This is a genomic window from Pseudomonas sp. CFBP 8772 (assembly GCF_014841665.1).
GTDB lineage: Bacteria > Pseudomonadota > Gammaproteobacteria > Pseudomonadales > Pseudomonadaceae > Aquipseudomonas > Aquipseudomonas graminis_B.
In genome coordinates this window covers 683354-700288 of record NZ_JACYUI010000003.1, presented here as the reverse complement: position 1 = coordinate 700288, position 16935 = coordinate 683354, and the positions used below count along the sequence as shown (strand labels likewise).

At 63.3% G+C, this 16935-nt stretch carries 14 protein-coding genes; 5 read left to right on the top strand and 9 right to left on the bottom strand.

Annotated elements, in window-relative coordinates; all coding sequences use genetic code 11:
* Positions 1-276 precede the first annotated feature (276 nt).
* Entirely contained in the window at positions 277-822 is a 546-nt protein-coding gene (locus IFT99_RS09905) for a sterol desaturase family protein (protein WP_192131953.1), read from the top strand.
* On the opposite strand, the gene IFT99_RS09900 is transcribed toward IFT99_RS09905, so the two are convergent.
* The 5 genes from IFT99_RS09900 to fni are packed head-to-tail and all read right to left on the bottom strand — an operon-like array spanning position 704 to position 6695.
* Positions 704-1693: a phytoene/squalene synthase family protein gene (locus IFT99_RS09900; RefSeq protein ID WP_197985907.1), complete on the bottom strand. Its 990-nt coding sequence runs from the start codon at positions 1691-1693 to the stop codon at positions 704-706. The two genes, IFT99_RS09905 and IFT99_RS09900, sit on opposite strands and share 119 nt — an antisense overlap.
* Positions 1690-3180, bottom strand: coding sequence for a phytoene desaturase (locus IFT99_RS09895; RefSeq protein ID WP_192131951.1), 1491 nt, complete (start codon positions 3178-3180; stop codon positions 1690-1692). The genes IFT99_RS09900 and IFT99_RS09895 overlap by 4 nt, the downstream gene beginning before the upstream one ends.
* A gap of 1 nt (position 3181) precedes the next feature.
* Positions 3182-4372: a lycopene beta-cyclase CrtY gene (gene crtY / locus IFT99_RS09890; protein ID WP_192131949.1), complete on the bottom strand. Its 1191-nt coding sequence runs from the start codon at positions 4370-4372 to the stop codon at positions 3182-3184.
* Complete coding sequence (locus IFT99_RS09885; RefSeq protein ID WP_192131947.1) at positions 4369-5643, bottom strand: glycosyltransferase; 1275 nt, start codon at positions 5641-5643, stop codon at positions 4369-4371. The genes crtY and IFT99_RS09885 overlap by 4 nt, the downstream gene beginning before the upstream one ends.
* Positions 5640-6695 carry a type 2 isopentenyl-diphosphate Delta-isomerase gene (gene fni / locus IFT99_RS09880; RefSeq protein WP_192131945.1) on the bottom strand — a complete coding sequence of 352 codons (1056 nt, stop codon included), beginning with the start codon at positions 6693-6695 and terminating at the stop codon, positions 5640-5642. The genes IFT99_RS09885 and fni overlap by 4 nt, the downstream gene beginning before the upstream one ends.
* A gap of 198 nt (positions 6696-6893) precedes the next feature.
* On the opposite strand from fni, the gene IFT99_RS09875 reads away from it, so the two are divergent.
* Complete coding sequence (locus tag IFT99_RS09875) at positions 6894-7823, top strand: polyprenyl synthetase family protein (protein ID WP_192131943.1); 930 nt, start codon at positions 6894-6896, stop codon at positions 7821-7823.
* Here the strand turns inward: IFT99_RS09875 and IFT99_RS09870 are convergent.
* The 4 genes from IFT99_RS09870 to IFT99_RS09855 form a co-directional block, all read right to left on the bottom strand.
* Positions 7813-8289 carry a hypothetical protein gene (locus tag IFT99_RS09870; protein ID WP_065987095.1) on the bottom strand — a complete coding sequence of 159 codons (477 nt, stop codon included), beginning with the start codon at positions 8287-8289 and terminating at the stop codon, positions 7813-7815. The genes IFT99_RS09875 and IFT99_RS09870 overlap by 11 nt on opposite strands.
* A gap of 489 nt (positions 8290-8778) precedes the next feature.
* On the bottom strand, positions 8779-9210 hold the full coding sequence (locus tag IFT99_RS09865) for a RidA family protein (protein WP_192131941.1): 432 nt from the start codon (positions 9208-9210) through the stop codon (positions 8779-8781).
* 96 nt (positions 9211-9306) lie between these two features.
* Positions 9307-10491 carry a DUF2252 domain-containing protein gene (locus IFT99_RS09860; protein ID WP_065987092.1) on the bottom strand — a complete coding sequence of 395 codons (1185 nt, stop codon included), beginning with the start codon at positions 10489-10491 and terminating at the stop codon, positions 9307-9309.
* 117 nt (positions 10492-10608) lie between these two features.
* Complete coding sequence (locus IFT99_RS09855) at positions 10609-13440, bottom strand: sensor domain-containing phosphodiesterase (protein ID WP_244656956.1); 2832 nt, start codon at positions 13438-13440, stop codon at positions 10609-10611.
* A 377-nt stretch (positions 13441-13817) separates the two neighbouring features.
* On the opposite strand from IFT99_RS09855, the gene IFT99_RS09850 reads away from it, so the two are divergent.
* The 3 genes from IFT99_RS09850 to IFT99_RS09840 all read left to right on the top strand — a co-directional run bounded on the left by IFT99_RS09850 (position 13818) and on the right by IFT99_RS09840 (position 16927).
* Positions 13818-14882, top strand: a complete 1065-nt coding sequence (locus IFT99_RS09850; RefSeq protein ID WP_133771504.1) for an NAD(P)-dependent alcohol dehydrogenase — start codon at positions 13818-13820, stop codon at positions 14880-14882.
* Between the two features lie 390 nt (positions 14883-15272).
* Positions 15273-15944: a (2Fe-2S)-binding protein gene (locus IFT99_RS09845; RefSeq protein ID WP_192131937.1), complete on the top strand. Its 672-nt coding sequence runs from the start codon at positions 15273-15275 to the stop codon at positions 15942-15944.
* A complete protein-coding gene (locus IFT99_RS09840) occupies positions 15944-16927 on the top strand; it encodes an FAD binding domain-containing protein (RefSeq protein ID WP_192131935.1) in 984 nt (327 codons plus the stop codon). Before IFT99_RS09845 ends, IFT99_RS09840 begins: the two co-directional genes overlap by 1 nt.
* The last annotated feature ends 8 nt before the right edge of the window (positions 16928-16935 follow it).

The window sequence follows — 16935 nt, the reverse complement described above, 5'->3', positions numbered from 1 at the left end:
TTTCTGGTCATGTAGAACTCCTCGATAAATGTATTTTCCACTTATCGAGGTGTCCGGGGAAATTAGACCACTGCAGTCCCACTGGCACACCGCGTACTCATAGTGGGACCGGCTTCAGCCGGGAAGGCGTCATGGGTCACGCCACACCAATCCGAACCTTCACACCGCAAATCGGCAACTGACAAACCGATCTCCGCCTTCAGCCACCGGCATGCGACAATCACGCACCGAACAGCGTCGGCCTTTTCACGGTCTGACGTTGAGACACTTGCGCGGATGAACCCGATGATCAATGCCCTCGTCTTTTTCGCAACCGTGATCGGCATGGAGGGCTTCGCCGTGTTTGCGCACAAGTACATCATGCACGGTTGGGGCTGGGGCTGGCATAAGTCGCACCACGAGCCGAGAACCGGCTGGTTCGAGAAGAACGATCTGTATGCCGTGGTGTTCGCCGGGTTCGCCATCGTGCTGATCGCGCTGGGCACTGCAGGGGCGCATCCGCTGGAGTGGATCGGCGCAGGGATGACCGCTTACGGCTTTCTGTATTTCGTCGCCCACGACGGCCTAGTGCACAAGCGCTGGCCGTTCAAGTACGTGCCGCGCAATGGCTACCTCAAACGCCTGTATCAGGCGCATCTGATGCACCACGCGGTGTCGGGCAAGGAGCGCTGCGTGTCGTTCGGCTTTCTCTACGCGCCGAGCGTTACTCGGTTACGCGCTCAGCTCCGACGCTTGCATGACGGCCCGTTGCACAAATCCGACCCGGACGTTGCCAAAGGTTCGCAGACCGCGCCGGCCACTGCCGACCACGAGTCACGCTAGCCTTCCACGCCCCCGCCAACACCAGTCGCAGCTTGTCCAGCTTGCTGGTCGAGACCCGCGCATCCCAGGCCCGCGCGCCGCGCTCCCTGACCTTCACCCCGATCTCGCGGTAGACGCACCCCGCCGTCGCCACTGCCCAGGCCGATCGCCATGGCAGCGCGGTCAAGCCGGCATTGGCACTCTCGTAGTACGGCTCGGCCATGTCCACCAGCCGCTTTGCCAATACGGCTACCGCTGGACGGTATTCCGGAGATGCAAGGCGACCGTGGGGAATGCCCAACTCATCCAGCCAGTCGCCCGGCAGGTAGCAACGCCCAACCGAAGCGTCTTCGACGATGTCCCGGGCGATGTTGGTCAGCTGAAACGCCAGCCCCAAATCACAGGCGCGGTCGAGGGTCGCCTCGTCACTCACGCCCATGATCTGCGCCATCATCAGGCCGACAACGCCGGCCACGTGATAGCAGTACTCCAGCGTGTCGTCGACGCGCCGGTATTCGCGCTGGCTGACGTCCATCGCGAAGCCATCCAGATGCTGCAGGGCGTAGCACTGCTCGATGCCATGGCGCAGGACAACTTCCCGGAACGCTTCGAACGCCGGACTGTGGGTCGGCGTGCCGGCATACACGGCGTGGGTCTGGGCGATCAGCCGTTGCAGCCGCTCGGTCACTTCCTGCTGACTGACCACCGTCGCCGAGTGCCCCGCTTCCTGGCCGTCAATGACGTCGTCGCAATGCCGACACCACGCATAGAGCATCACCGCGCTGCGACGGGTCACGGGATCGAAGAGTCGCGACGCGGCGGCGAAGCTTTTCGAGCCGACTTCAATGCTCTGGGTGGCGTGGTCGAGCAGCGCCTGATCGGCCACGCTCATGAATGCAGGTCCTCCAGCATCAGCCCGGCCGTGGCCTTGGCGGAGCCGATGACACCCGGCACACCGGCGCCCGGGTGAGTGCCGGCGCCGACCAGGTACAGATTGCTCAGGCTTGCGTCGCGGTTATGGGGGCGGAACCAGGCGCTTTGTCGCAGGATCGGCTCAAGGGAAAACGCCGAGCCGAGGTGCGCGTTGAGTTCGCCCTTGAAATCCTGGGGCGTGAAGATGCGGCTGGTGACCAGATCCTCGCGCAGGCCCGGCATGTAGTACTTCTCCAGGTACGCGAAGATGCGGTCGCGGTAGCGCGGCCCTTCCACTTCCCAGTCGATATCGGCGTTGCCCAGGTGCGGCACCGGTGACAGCACGTAATGGCTCGAACACCCCGGCGGCGCCAGGCTCGGGTCGGTGATGCACGGCGCGTGCAGGTACAGCGAGAAATCCTCGGCCAGCGCCGCGCCCTTGAAAATCTCCTGAATAAGCGCCTTGTAGCGCGGGCCGAAACACACGGTGTGGTGCTGCAACTGTGGCTGCGGACGCTTGAGCCCGAAGTGGATGACGAACAGTGAGTTGCTGAAGCGCTTGCCCTTCAGCCGTACGCCTTCCTTGACCCCGCGCGGGTGGCCGCCGAGCAGTTCGGCGTAGGTGTGCATCACGTCGGCGTTGGAGGCCACGCAATCGGCGCTGATCTGCCGGCCATCCTTGAGGCGCACGCCGGTCACTCTCTGGCCACTGGTGTCAATGCTGGCGACATCGGCGTTGAGCTCGAAACGCCCGCCGATGTCTTCGAACAGCTTGACCATGCCCTGCACCAGCGCGCCGGTCCCGCCCTTGGGAAACCACACGCCCCACTGGCGTTCGAGGGCGTGAATCAGCGTGTAAATGGAGGACGTTGCAAACGGATTGCCCCCCACCAGCAGCGAGTGAAACGAAAACGCCTGACGCAGTTTGTCGTCCTCGATGAACTCCGACACCATGGAATACACGCTGCGCCATGCCTGCAACTTCGCCAGCTGCGGCCCGGCCTGAACCATGTCGCGGAAGGACAGGAACGGCACGGCGCCGAGCTTCAGATAGCCTTCCTGAAACACCGCTTTGGAATACGCCAGAAAGCGCTGATAACCGGCGACGTCCTTGGGGTTCAGTGCCGCGATCTGGGTGTCGAGGGACTGCTGATCGTTGGCGTAATCGAACTTCGTGCCGTCTTCCCAGCACAGGCGATAGAACGGCGACACCGGCAGCAACTCGACGTAATCCTTGATGGATTTGCCGGCGGCGGTGAACAGCTCTTCGATGGCCGTCGGGTCGGTGATCACCGTCGGCCCCGCGTCGAAGGTAAAACCCTGATCTTCGTAGACGTAGGCGCGGCCACCGGGCTTGTCGCGTTTTTCCAGCAGCGTCGTCTGCACGCCCGCTGCCTGAAGCCGGATGGCCAACGCCAGGCCGCCGAAACCGGCACCAATCACAATTGCGGTTTTTGCTTGGGTCATTTCAATTCTCGTTGTGCTTAGGCGGGTGATGCCTGGCCTGGTAGTGCTTGGGCAGGTAACGAAAAGCGGCCTTGACCGCCTCGTCGATCGGTACGGGCGGTTTGCCGGTGAGCACGCGCAGCTTGTCGGCCAGGCTACTGCGCCCTGCGTAGAAACGGCTGATCAGGCCTTCGGACAGCCCGTAAAACCGCTGCATCACCTGCCAGCGATTGGACGGACGCCCGGCCAGGAACAGCATGCGATTAAGCAGCCGATAGAAACCCTGGGAGTGCCACGCGCGCTGCGCGATAGCGCGAATGCCGGCGTCCAGCGACTCGGCATCCAGCCTGGACTGAACGGCGATCCACTCCGCCAGCCGCACGGCATGGGGCAGCGAATAGCCGGTGGTGCAATGAAACAGCCCGGCCCGCAAACCGGATCGTGGCTGGCCCGCCGCTTCGCGCCAGAACCCGGCGAAATCCCCGGCCAGGGTGATCGGCAACACGCCCTGCTCTTCGCGCAGGCACTCGGCAATCTCCCAGCCCTGGGCGGCGGCGTAGTCGGCGATGTGCTGACGAAGCTGGTCAGATGAAAACGAATGCTGGTCGACGTAATGGGTGTCCTCGATCAGCAGGGTGTCAGCTGAAAAAGGCAGCACGTAAACGAAGCGGTAACCCTCCCCCTGCGCGACGCGGGCATCCATGATGATCGGCGCGGTCAGGCCATGGGGCGCCTGCAAACGCAGCAACTGACCCAGAAACGCCTGCTGCCCCAGCACCATGTGCGCCGTGGCCTGCACGCCACGGCCATCGATTACCGCGCGGGCCTGAAGCCGCTCGCCGCCTTCCAGCACCACGGCGTTGGGAGTGAGGTCGGTGATGCGTCGGCCGGTCAGGAGCGCATCGCCCAAAGCGGGCTCGATGACCTCGGCAAAGCATTCCGACGTGATGCTGGCATAGCCACTGTTCAACCGTCGCGAGCGTTGCGGGAAGTGCACGTCATAGGCCGACCAGCGCTGAACCACCAAGGGCTGCAGCCATTGATGCTGCTCAGCAGTGAGGTCGCCTTCGTGGTAGGACCAGGTGTGATTGCCGCCCAGGTGCGTCTGCTCTTCGATGCACAGCACCCGCAGCTCCGGCCGCAGCTGTTTGAGGCGCCAGGCGATCAGCCCGTTGGCCAAGCCGCCGCCGGCAAGAATCAAATCGTACGTCATGGCATCAACCCCGCCAGCACTGGCTCACCCGTGCGCACCACGGCTTCGACAATGTCGGCGGCACGGGAGGTGCCGCCAGCGTTCGCCAGTTCGGTCGCCAGGCGCTCAAAAGGCTCTGCGGACAGCCCGCGCAGTTGCGTAAGGCGCTCGCGAATCTGCCCTGCCCCGGCGCCGCGACGCAGTTGCAGGCCAATCCCGGCGTGGGTAACGCGCGAAGCAACGCCCGGCTGATCAAACGCGATGGGCATCACCAGCATCGGCGTGCGCGCCACGATAGCGTCCATCACGGTGTTCAAGCCGCCGTGGGTCACCACCGCATCGGCGTGTTGCAGCGCCCATTGTTGCGGTGCGAAATCGGTCACCCAGGTCGCGCCGGTCTTGATCAGCCGCTGCTCTTGCCGGGCATCGAGCCCGCCACAATGGGCTACCAGCAACTGCGCATCCAATTGCCGGCTGGCCGTGGCGATGCGCTTGAACATGTCATAGCGACTGCCCTGCAGCGTGCCGAGGCTGGCGAAGATAAATGGCCGGGCGGGGTCAATCGGCCATTCGCCCGGCTGTTCGGTCTGTGCCGCCCGCAGTGGCCCGACCGCGTGAAAATTGGCCGGTGGATGCTGACGGGGGAAATCGAATCCGGGAAGCGTCTGGCTGATCTGCGCATACGGCGAGAGGCATTCATGCAGCCCGTCGCGGGGCTCGATGGCCAGACGCCGTGACGCATCACGCAGCACCTTGCTCAACGGACTCATCAGCCAGTCGTACACCTTGCGGCTGCCTTCGAACATATGCTGACTGCGTTCATCGGTGGCGTAGGCAAAGGGCATCACCGGCAGCGGCAACTGCGGCTCGCGGTTGACCGGCAAGGCGCAGGCCACCGAGACATACGGCAAGCCCAGCCCTTCGGCGACCATGCCGCCCGCCGCTTCCATCTGATCGCACAGCAAGGCCTCGATCTGCCGCACCGCCAGCGCTGATGGCAGCTCGGCACTGAGCATGTGCGTGGTGTCGCACAGGTCGCGGATCACCCGGCGCAGGCGCAGCGGGTTATTGGAACAAGCGGCACGGCGCAGCGCCGCTTCAAGACTGCCCGGCGGATGACTGAGGGCACCGAGGGCGTGAAAGCCGATGCGCGGATCGGTCAGCCAGCGGCGGGCATCGGCCTGCTGGAAAAAGGTGACCTGATGACCCCGGTCGATCAGCGTCCCGGCCAGGGCCTGAAACGCCTGAAAGTGGCTGTAGAATGCCGGCGCCACCACCGCAAAATGGGTCATGACAGCAACGACTGCAGGGTGTTGGGCGCCAGCAAACGGGCCCTGCGCAACGCGCGCAGGTCCTCTGAACCGGTGCAGAAACAGGCGATGCGCAACTGGCGGATGACGATGTCGAAGTGTTCGATGACAGCAGCGGTGGACAGCGTCGCATTGCGCAGCACGCCTGCGGCCTGGCCGACGACATCCGCGCCCAGCCGAATGGCCTTGGCCACGTCGATGCCATTGTGAATGCCGCCGGAGGCAATCAGCGGCGTGTCGGGCAAGGCCTGGCGAACCATGGCCAGGCTGACGGCGGTCGGGATGCCCCACTGCGCGAATGCCATGGCGACCTCGCGATCGGCGGGGCTCTGGGCGCGCTCGGCTTCCACCGCAGCCCAACTGGTGCCGCCGAGCCCGGCAATGTCCAGCACCTGCACTCCGGCATTCACCAGCGCCATTGCCACATCGGCGGACAGGCCTGCGCCCACTTCCTTGACCACCACCGGCACGCCGACGCTGTGCACCACGCGCCGGATGGCGTCGAGGATGCCCTGCCAGCGCCGGTCGCCACCGACCTGCACCGCTTCCTGCAAGGGGTTTAGATGAATAATCAACGCGTTGGCCTGAAGCATGTCGACCGCACGGCGGGCCATGTCCAGGCCGTCAGGCTCGATCAGCTGCGCGGCGCCGATGTTGCCCAGCAGCGCGATGTCCGGCGCCAGACGCCGCAGTTCGCGGGTCAGCCCCTGATCTCCGCCGTTCTGCAAGGCCACCCGCTGCGAGCCGACGCCCATGGCGATGCCCAGTTCCTGAGCGGCTTCGGCCAGATGACGGTTGATCGCGGTGGCCCGCTCGGCCCCGCCGGTCATGGAGCTGATAAGCAACGGCGCGCGCAACGCGATGCCCAGCAGGGAGCTGCTCACGTCAATGTCGTCCAGATTCAATTCCGGCAGCGCACAGTGTTCGAAGCGGATGTCGTCCAGTCCGGAAAAGGAAGTACGCACGCTGGCGCGCCTGTCCAGCACGATATCGAGGTGATCGTCTTTGCGACGACCCATATCGCTGTGAGTCATACTCGCTCCATGCAGCTGAATTATTGAACGGGCCCTACGGTCTTCTGCAGATGCAATCTTGTACAAAACCGATTTTCCTGTACAACTTTGCCGTATCTTGAGGCATTTAGAAACAGCAGTCGTTCCGTGATGACCGGTCTCGCACGCCGAACCGCTCCGCGACGAACAGTTTTACCGCTAAAGCATAGGGAAAGACCGATGGCAGGTAACGTCGACACAACAATCAAATCGGGCTTTGCCGGGCAACTGGGAGACGTCCGGGCGGCAATCGAAACGCGCCTCTCCGATCTGCTGCCCGAATCCGGCAACGAGCGCGATCTGGTGGCGCTGGCCATGCGTGAATCGACGTTGGCGCCGGGCAAGCGGATGCGCCCGGTGCTGTTGGTGCTGGCGGCCGAAGGGCTGGTCGAGGCCAGCCATGAGAACAGTCGCACGATCAGGCGACAGGCCGTGGACCTGGGCTGCGCCGTCGAGATGATTCACGCCGCATCCCTGGTGCTCGACGACATGCCGTGCATGGACAACGCGTCGCTGCGTCGCGGCCAGCCCACGGTCCACCTGAAGTTCGGTGAAGACGTGGCCATTCTGACCGCCATCGCCCTGCTCAGCCGCGCCTTCGGTGTTGTCGCCAGCATCAGCGATCTGGCCGCCACCACCCGCACTGAACTGGTCGAGGTGCTGGCCAATACGGTAGGCATGCAAGGGCTGGTGCGCGGGCAGTTTCAGGATTTGCGCGACGGCCAGCGCAGCCGTGACGCGGACGAGATCGCCCTGACCAACAACCTGAAAACCGGCGTGTTGTTCGGCGCGATCATGGACATGGTCTGGCTCATCAGCGGCGCGCGGGACGATCAGCGGCCGCTGTTGCAGAACTTCGCCATGGAGCTGGGCCAGGCGTTCCAGATGTACGACGATTTGCGCGACCGCTGCGCTGACAGCGACAAGGATCAAGGCAAGGACGACGGCAAATCGACCTTCGTTTCGCTGTACGGCGAGGACAAGGTCAAGCGGCAACTCGCGCTGCACCTGTCCAGCGCCGAGCAGGCGCTGCGCGAGGTCTACGGCGATGCGTCGACCATCGCCGGCTACCTGCGGCTGATCTTCGAGAAGGCCGGGCTCAACGGCTAGCCGACTGCGAACCCAGCTTGGCAATGGCTTGCTTGAGCTGTTCGCCGTCCGAGAACCGTTCCTGACGGACGACCGCGCCGTTTTTCAGGGTCAGCCACTGCACGGTGTCGCGGTCGCCGTCGTAGGCCGAGGCGACCCGGGCTTCGCGGTCCAGCAGGATGCGGTACTTGGCCGAACGCATGGCAGGCACAGCCACCATCTTTACCAGGGACGGCATCTTCTCGATGTCCGCCACGTACACAACGTGACGCTGCTCCAGGTATCCCTCGGGATTGTCTTCCAGTGCGGCGTTGACCATCTTCGCCGCCGCCATGCTGCGGGCGATCAACAGCACCTGGGCCTGATCGTCCAGGGTATAAGCCTTGTCGAACTGGTCGAGCAGCGTCCATTTGGCGATCGGCTGGGGCGCGTCCTGGGCGAATGCATTGAGACTGAGAAACAGAGCGAGGGCCGCAAATTGCCGCATGGTTTAAATCCCTTCAGCAGGAAAGATTGAATAAAGATAAGCGCCGGGGACAGGGCTGGTCGACCCGCGCCTGTCCGCCATTCTGGAGCCAATGATGGCTCAACAAATGACGCGTGCGCCAATTTACCAGCAAGCGGTCCGCTCGGTTCGCCTGTTATGGGTTTTGCAGGTGATTTCCCGGCTGAAGCCGGTCCCACTAATCGACCGCGTACTCCCTGGGGTACAGGCAAACCTCGACTGTAGGACCGGCTTCAGCCGGGAAAGCGTCGGCAGTCACACTGCAGAATTTATGGTGTTCACACTGGCCTCTTCCCGGCTGAAGCCGGTCCTACTAAGGGTCCTATTACGAGACCGCGTACACCCAACGGGATTGGCAAACCTCGACTGTAGGACCGGCTTTAGCCGGGAAGGCATCGGCGGTCACGCTGCAGAATTGATGGTGCTCACACTGGCCTCTTCCCGGCTGAAGCCGGTCCCACTAAAAACCAGTCAGTCTCTGGGCCTAAGCGCCGCCACTGCTTCGATCTCGATCAGCATGCCGTCCAGCGCCAGGCGTGGGACGGGGATGAGTGTGCACACCGGCTTCATGTTGTCCGCCCATGCGAGATCCGCCTGCTCGACCCACAAGCGCAACCGGTCTTCGGAGTGATCAACCATCAGCAGCGTCAGTTTGAAGATATGCCGAAGGTCGGCCCCACGCGATTGCAGGGCGATGCGGACGTTAGCTATGGCGTGGGCCGCCTGATCGGCAAAATCCGGGGACAGCTGGCCTTGAGCGTCCTCCCCGCCCTGGCCGGCGACGAACAGCCACTCGGCGCCTGGGCCAACGACGGCAAGGTGGGAATAGGCGTTGGGGGCGGGATCGTACAAGCCTTCCGGGTTGTACAAGGTGAAGGGAGCAGCAGCGGGGGTTGGCGTCATGGGAGTGATCCTGAACGTAAGGGCGCCCAGTCTCGAACCTCCACCTAAGTGGAGGTCAAGTGGGCCTCACCGTCCGAATCGAATCCTGAGCCGGTATCAATTCTCCAGCGCATACCGCCGGCAATGCTCGAGATAGCCCTGCTCATGGCTCCCCACCAGATGCACGACGTTGCTCCATAGCCACGACGGCGCATCCAGGGTGTGCGAACGGTTGAGTTGCAGTTCTCGCATCCACGACGAGCGCGTGGAGAGGTCCATCTGCCGGGCGTGGGCCAGTCCGACGACGCGGGCCAGATAACCGGCGGCTTTCATGGCTTCGCGTTCGCTCAGCTGATCGAGTTCAAGCTTCATGTCCTGGGGCAGCAGCTCGCGGACGAAGAAGCCATGATCCAGCATGCGCGTCGCGATCATCCGGTTGCCGAGCCCCGGCGAAAGATGCCGGGCCCCTTCCACCACGCGCTTGCCGTTGTCCCGGGGCATGCCCGCGCGCGGAGTGCGCGGCGCGGCGGCAGCGACCGCTTCCTTGACGTCGAGCAGGCAATATTCCTGATCCTCATCGTCGCCCACGCTCAGCAGGACCGCATAACGCAGCAGGCCCAGGGAGCTGCAACCCTTGACCCAGTAGGCACAATCGAGCATCTCGACGCGGTCATCCTTGGATCGGCCTTTCAACGAGGTGACCAGAGCATGAATCTCCGGCGTCGAGCACAGGTCTTTCAGGCCATGACGCTCATCCCGGGACAACGACCAGAAATGCTTGCCCAGCGGAATGGTCGGCCGGGTGTCTTCGATGCGCTCTTGAGCCAGGTGCTTCCAGGTCCTCTGAACCGCGCTGCGCATCCCCGCCTTGACCTGTGCCGGACGTGCGGGCTCCTCGTCGGCGCCGTCTTCGAACGCCAGCTCATAACCCTGCATCATCTCTTCGAGCATTCTGGCGGTGGCGACGCCGGGCAGATCGGAACCCCGGGCAGCGGTGGCCAGTGAAAGCGCCAGCCGCACCAGATCGTGGGCCGGGTTACCGATCACGGTCTGATCCAGGTCGCGGATGTGGATGTCGATGCGCCCTTTCGAATCGCCGGTCGGGCCGAGGTTACCCGCGTGGCAGTCGCCGCAGATCCACACCGGCGGGCCACTGGGCAAACGTCGGCCAGACTGGCTGTGCAGCCATTCGTAAAACTGCACCGTGCTGCCGCGCACATAGGCGTGGGCAGAACGGGCCATCTTCAGATTACGTAATTCGTTGAGCGGCTTGAGACGTGCGGAGGGTCGAGGCGTTTTCATGAACAATTCTTTGCAGGGAGATGTAGCGTTGACTCGCCCTGAAGAGAAATGTTGCGGAATGTTTCACGATATCGCGACGGCCGACCTGAGTCATCTCTCCAGACCGGCCGCCCTGTGTTACAGCAACGCGCTCAAATCCAGCTTGTCCTGGGGCACCGGCATCGAGAAGTAGTAACCCTGCGCCTGACCCGCGCCCATTTCCCGCAGCAGATCCAGGGTCGCGGCATCCTCGACGCCCTCCGCCACCACCGTCAGCCCGAGGGATTCGGCCATCCGCACAATGGCGCGAACGATGGCCCGGCTGCGGGAGCTGGTGGTCAGTTCCAGGGTGAACGACTTGTCGATCTTGAGCCCGCTGAAGTGGTACTGATGCACGTAACTGAGGGAGGAGAACCCGGCGCCGAAGTCATCAAGGACCACCGACACGCCGTTGTCCGCCAGGTGTTTCATGGCCTGGCGTGCCAGCTCAGGCTCGGCCACCAGCGCGCCTTCGGTGAGTTCCAGGCAGATACGCGATGCCGCCACGCCATGCTGGTTGAGCAAACCCAGCACTTCGCTGGAAAATTCCGGCCGGGTGATGCTGTAGCTCGAGCAGTTGACGTGCACCGTCGGCCAGTGCGTATGGTCGGGATGGGCAAGGATCGCCACCACTTGCTGCAGCATGTACAGGTCCAGCCGGCCGATCAGGCGCAGGCCTTCCAGCGCCGGCAGAAACTGACCCGGTGCGACGATCCGGCCATCGGCCTGACGCCAGCGAATAAGGGCTTCGAGGGCCAGAATCCGGCCGCTGGCGACATCGATGATTGGCTGGAAGTATGGCACCAGTTCGTCGGTGCGCTTGAGGGCATTGCGCAGCGCGGTCTCCTGCTCCATCTGGTCGGACACCTCGCGGCGCACTTCCTGGTTGAACACGGCGTAGCTGTCGCGCCCGGCATTTTTCACCCGGTACATGGCCGTGTCGGCGTCGCGGAGCAAATCCGCCGGCTCGCTGTGAAACTGCAGGTCAGCGCCGACCACTCCGATGCTGCACGACGAAAACACCGCATGGCCGTCGATGTAGAACGGCACGTCGAACGCCAGCAGAATGCGCTCGGCAATCGCCACGGTGACGTCCGGCGGCGCGGCGTAGGCCAGCACGGCGAATTCATCACCGCCCAGCCGCGCCAGCAAATCACTGTCACGCATGCACTGGCGCAGCCGGTCAGCTGCCTGGATCAGCAGCAAGTCCCCTGAATGATGGCCGAGGCTGTCGTTGACCATTTTGAAGCGGTCGAGGTCGATAAACATCACCGCCAGTTCCTCGCCCTTCTCACAGAATTTCTCCCACGCGTCCCTCAGGCGCTGCTGCAAATGGCTGCGGTTGGGCAGGCCGGTCAGCGCGTCGTGGGCGTTTTCGTGTTGCAGCTTGGCGTTGGCGTAGTCCAGCTCCCGGGTGCGGTCCTGAACCCGCGCTTCCAGACGCAGATTGGCGGTATGAATGGCCTCGGCAGCGCTGCGTCGGGACAAGGCCGTGTCGATGTGGCGTGACACGAACGTCAGCAGCTCCTGATCGCGCAACGAGTAGCTGACATGGGAGGTGTAGCTCTGCACCGCCAGCACGCCACGCACCACGTCGCCGTCGAACAACGGAATGCCCAGCCACGAACTCGACCGGTTGACCTCGTTCTGCAGGGTGATCTCACCGATGCTTTCCAGCCAGCGCGCCTCGGCACCGTCGATCAGGCACGGCCGGCGCTGGCGGATGACGTATTCGGTAAAGCCCCGCTCGCCACGGCGCGGATCGGGGCGGCGGGTCAGGCGTTCGTCCACGTAGTAGGGAAACGTCACCTCGCCGGTGGCGTCGTCGAACAGCGCGATATAGAAATTAAGGGCAAACAGCAGTTCGCCAACGATACCGTGCAGGCTTTTGAACAGGTCGGTCATGTCGCCGGGTTGGCTGGACAGCTCTGTGATCTGGAACAGCGCGCTCTGCAAGTGCTCGGCGCGTTCGCGGTCGGCCACTTCGTTGCGCAGGGCGTCGTTCAGGCGGGACAGCTCAAGGGTGCGGCGGGCGACGGTTTCTTCCAGCTGCGCGCGGTGCAGGATGCGGTCCAGGGCCATCGCGACGTGGCGCGCCACCACCAGAAACAGCTCCTGATCCTCGACGCTGTAGACCCGGGCCACATCGTAGACCTGCATCGCCAGCATGCCGAACACGTCGTCGGAGGCGTTTTTCAGCGGCGCGCCCATCCAGAATTCGGGGCGATGGCCCACGCAGTGAAACCGATCCAGCACGCGTGCCCGCTCGATGGCGGCGGCGTCAACGAACAGCGCCTGCTCGGTGGTCAGCACATAACCGGTCATGGACAGCCGCTCGGGATCGAGAAACTCGTAGGTTTCCGCTTCGAGGGCGTCGAGGTCAGTGATGTCGATGTAATAAGGGTAGGTGATCTTGCCGCTGTGGCTTTCGTAGAGCGCGAGGTAAAAGTTTTCTGCGTCGATCAGGGTCGAGAGCTGCTGGTGCACGCCCTGCAAAAACGCCGAGCGGTCACGGGTGGAGCTGGCCAGGTAAGTGATTTCATAGAGCACCCGCTGGGTGGCCTGGGCCCGGGCCAGCGCATCGGTTTGCAGGCGCAGGCCGAGGCGGCCGGCCAGCTCGGCGAAGTACGGATCGTCGGAGTGCGCCTCCGGCATCAACAGCCAGCCCAGGGCGGACTCGCCATGGCCGGTCACCCAACGCTGCAGATGGTGCTGGCGGCAGTAGCCGTCGAATTCCTCCCGGGGGATCAACGTTGGCCAGTCCGTGGCGGAACAGCCCTGCCCCAGCAGGTGCATTTGCTGGCCGGCACGATAAGCGGCCCAGGTCAAGGTGGGTGCAGTCTGCCGGGCGGCGCGCAGCAAGGCGTCCAACGAACTTTCCCCGGACAACCCGACCGCGGTCAGGGCGTCGTTATCGACGGGCGCAGGCATACAATCGTCGGCAATGGACGTGTACCCGCAGGGGGTCGAAAGTGGGAAATTCATAGGCGCTCCATTGCCAGCGTCGGACTGCGCTATCTTCATGGGGTGTGACAGAAGGTTGCAAGCGGCATATTCGGATTTGCAGTCTATTCGCGACGAAAAAACCGGTTTCCACGACATTTATTGCAATTACCCGCCGCACGGCACGGTAGCGCCCTGCAAATTGAAAGATTTGACCCGGCACCCTGTTGACTCAGTGCGCTTCACACAGCTCGCCAAACAGCCCGGCGGCGACGGTTTCATGTTTCGGCATTGACCTTTGAGCGCCCTCGCCTGTCACTGAATACTGTCACCCGTCTTTTTGCCTCACTGGAGATGATCACCCAATGATAAAGACTTACAGCTACGCCGCGCAAAAACCCACTGACAAACTGGCCCCGCTGCAGATCGAGCGCCGCGAGCCGGGGGCCGACGATGTGCAGATCGACATCCTGTTCTGTGGCGTCTGCCACTCGGACCTGCACACCGCACGCAACGAATGGAACAACACCTTGTATCCGTCGGTGCCGGGCCACGAAATTGTCGGCAAGGTCACGGCCGTCGGCGCCAACGTCACCCACTTCAAGGTCGGCGACCTTGCCGGCGTCGGCTGCATGGTCGACAGCTGCCAGCACTGCGCGTCCTGCGCGGAAGGCGAAGAGCAATACTGCGAGAACGGCTTCACCGGCACTTACAACGGCCCGGTGTTTGGCGGCGAGAACACCTTTGGCGGTTACTCCGACAAGATCGTGGTGAAAGAGAAGTTCGTCCTGAAGATATCCCACAGCGACAATCTGGCCGCCGTCGCCCCGCTGCTCTGCGCCGGGATCACCACTTACTCGCCGCTGCACCACTGGAAAGTCGGCCCGGGCAAGAAGGTCGGCGTCGTCGGGCTGGGCGGTCTCGGTCACATGGCGGTGAAGATCGCCCATGCCATGGGCGCTCACGTGGTGCTGTTCACCACGTCGCCGAACAAGCGCGAAGACGGCCTGCGCCTGGGCGCCGATGAAGTCATCGTGTCGAAAAACGCCGATGAAATGGCGACCCAGACCAATCAGCTCGACTTCATCCTCAACACCGTGGCGGCGCCACACAACCTTGATCCGTTCCTGAACCTGCTCAAGCGTGACGGCACCATGACCCTGGTGGGCGCGCCGGATCAGCCGCACCCGTCGCCAGGGGTGTTCAACCTGATCTTCAAACGCCGCAGCATCGCCGGCTCGCTCATCGGCGGGATTCAGGAAACCCAGGACATGCTGGACTTCTGTGCGAAGCACGGCATCGTCTCCGACATCGAGATGATCCACATGAAGGACATCAACGAAGCCTACGAACGCATGATCAAGGGTGACGTGAAGTACCGCTTTGTCATCGACATGGCGACATTGAAAGAAGAAGCGTCGGCCGCCTGACGCTGAACGTCCCCGGGCCGGATTCCGCGGCCCGGGCACTTGTAACATCCTGTGATTTTTCCACTCGAGAAATATCCGCAACCATCCCCCGGTGCCTCGGTCACAACCCTTGAGCCATGGCCAGCACTGCCTGCTTTAACTGAGTCCGACAAGGCGCCAGCCCTCGTTGCTGACACAAACGCCACGGATTAGAAAGCACAGCTCACAAGTGCATGCACGGATTCAACGAAATGCCATGCCTGAGCATTGGTTATCGTTAACGCCTGCCGTCACTTTGAAAACTGCCGTTGCCCCAGCCCTACTGCATGCCGCTCCACCTGCCGTCCCTGCCCGCGCGTCCGCCCACCGTCGGCCGCCAGGTCTGACCCAACGCTGACGAGGAACCCTTTCATGACCGATCAGCCTGATCGCCCCAATAAAGAAGAACTGGCTTGTGACCTCAAGGCCTTCACTGTCCCTTCTCGCCGCAATTTCCTGAAATCCATCGGCGTGTCCAGCCTTGCTGCCGCGACGGCGCCGATCTGGACCCAGGCGCTGGAAGCCCAGGCCGCCGTCGCTGATGACCTCGACCCTCCGGCAGCCGACGAGCGGCGCATGACCCTGAAGGTCAACGGCCAGGCCCACACCCTGAACCTGCCGGCCAACGCTGCGTTGCTGGATGTACTGCGCGATCGCCTGCAACTCACCGGCACCAAGAAGGGCTGCGACCACGGCCAGTGCGGCGCCTGCACGGTTCACGTGAATGGCGTGGCGATCAATTCGTGCCTGTCCCTCGCAGCCATGCACGAAGGCGACGACATCACCACCATCGAAGGCCTGGCGCAAAACGGCACGCTGCACCCGGTGCAGGAAGCTTTCTGGGAACACGATGCCTACCAGTGCGGCTATTGCACTTCCGGGCAGATCATGAGCGCCGCGGCGTTGATGAAAGACAAGAACATCGGTACCGACGACCACAGCGTGCGCGAAGCCATGAGCGGCAACATTTGCCGCTGCGGCGCGTACAAGAACATCCTCGCGGCGATCCAGTCGGCGCGCATTAAAGTCCAGGAGGTGAGCTGATGAGAGCCTTTGATTACGTACGCGCCAGCAGCGTCGAACAGGCTGTGACGACCCACGCAAAAAGCCCGACGACCTTCTTCCTCGCCGGTGGCACGACGCTCCTTGACCTGGTCAAGCTCGACATCATGCCGGCCGATCAGGTGATCGACGTCAACCACCTGTCCCTCAAGCAGATCGAGGTGCAGAAGGACGGCAGCGTGCGCATCGGTGCGCTGGTCAGCAATACCGAACTGGCCCATCACTCGCACATCGTCGAGCACTACGCCGTGCTGTCCCAGGCGCTGCTCTCCGGCGCCACGACTCAGTTGCGCAACAAGGCCACCACGGCTGGCAACGTGATGCAGCGGGTGCGCTGCAACTATTTCCGCGACGGCTATTCGCCCTGCAACAAGCGCGAACCGGGTTCGGGCTGCGCCGCCATCGACGGCCATAATCGCAGTGTCCACGCGGTGCTCGGCACCAGCGACCAGTGCATCGCCAGCCACCCTTCAGACATGTGCGTGGCGATGGTCGCCATTGGTGCGACGGTCGAGGTGCAGGGTCCGAAAGGCAAGCGCAGCGTTGACTTCGCTGACTTCCACCTGCTGCCCGGCTCGACGCCGTGGAAAGAACACGCGCTGCTGGACGATGAGTTGATCACCCACGTGGTGCTCGCCGCGCCGCTGGCCGGCAATAAGTCCGCGTACCTGAAGCTGCGGGATCGCGCCTCCTACCAATTCGCCCTGGCGTCCAGCGCGGTGATTGTCGTCATGGACGGCCAGACCGTGCGCGAAGCGCGGGTGGCACTGGGCGGCGTCGGCACCAAACCCTGGCGTTCGATCGAAGCCGAGCAGGCGTTGAAGGGCCAGACCCTGACGCCGCAGACCCTCGAGAAAGTCGCCGCCATCGCCCTCAAGGGCGCCAAAGCCTATCGCCATAACGCCTACAAGATCGCGTTGGGGCAACAGGCCATCGTGCGCAATCTCGGCACCTTGAACGCCTGACCGGAGGA

Excerpts from the sequence above, each read along its gene's own strand:
- IFT99_RS09905 (WP_192131953.1), top strand. The coding sequence starts at position 277 with ATGAACCCGATGATCAATGCCCTCGTCTTTTTCGCAACCGTGATCGGC.
- IFT99_RS09900 (WP_197985907.1), bottom strand. The coding sequence starts at position 1,693 with ATGAGCGTGGCCGATCAGGCGCTGCTCGACCACGCCACCCAGAGCATT.
- IFT99_RS09895 (WP_192131951.1), bottom strand. The coding sequence starts at position 3,180 with ATGACCCAAGCAAAAACCGCAATTGTGATTGGTGCCGGTTTCGGCGGC.
- crtY (WP_192131949.1), bottom strand. The coding sequence starts at position 4,372 with ATGACGTACGATTTGATTCTTGCCGGCGGCGGCTTGGCCAACGGGCTG.
- IFT99_RS09885 (WP_192131947.1), bottom strand. The coding sequence starts at position 5,643 with ATGACCCATTTTGCGGTGGTGGCGCCGGCATTCTACAGCCACTTTCAG.
- fni (WP_192131945.1), bottom strand. The coding sequence starts at position 6,695 with ATGACTCACAGCGATATGGGTCGTCGCAAAGACGATCACCTCGATATC.
- IFT99_RS09875 (WP_192131943.1), top strand. The coding sequence starts at position 6,894 with ATGGCAGGTAACGTCGACACAACAATCAAATCGGGCTTTGCCGGGCAA.
- IFT99_RS09870 (WP_065987095.1), bottom strand. The coding sequence starts at position 8,289 with ATGCGGCAATTTGCGGCCCTCGCTCTGTTTCTCAGTCTCAATGCATTC.
- IFT99_RS09865 (WP_192131941.1), bottom strand. The coding sequence starts at position 9,210 with ATGACGCCAACCCCCGCTGCTGCTCCCTTCACCTTGTACAACCCGGAA.
- IFT99_RS09860 (WP_065987092.1), bottom strand. The coding sequence starts at position 10,491 with ATGAAAACGCCTCGACCCTCCGCACGTCTCAAGCCGCTCAACGAATTA.
- IFT99_RS09855 (WP_244656956.1), bottom strand. The coding sequence starts at position 13,440 with ATGCCTGCGCCCGTCGATAACGACGCCCTGACCGCGGTCGGGTTGTCC.
- IFT99_RS09850 (WP_133771504.1), top strand. The coding sequence starts at position 13,818 with ATGATAAAGACTTACAGCTACGCCGCGCAAAAACCCACTGACAAACTG.
- IFT99_RS09845 (WP_192131937.1), top strand. The coding sequence starts at position 15,273 with ATGACCGATCAGCCTGATCGCCCCAATAAAGAAGAACTGGCTTGTGAC.
- IFT99_RS09840 (WP_192131935.1), top strand. The coding sequence starts at position 15,944 with ATGAGAGCCTTTGATTACGTACGCGCCAGCAGCGTCGAACAGGCTGTG.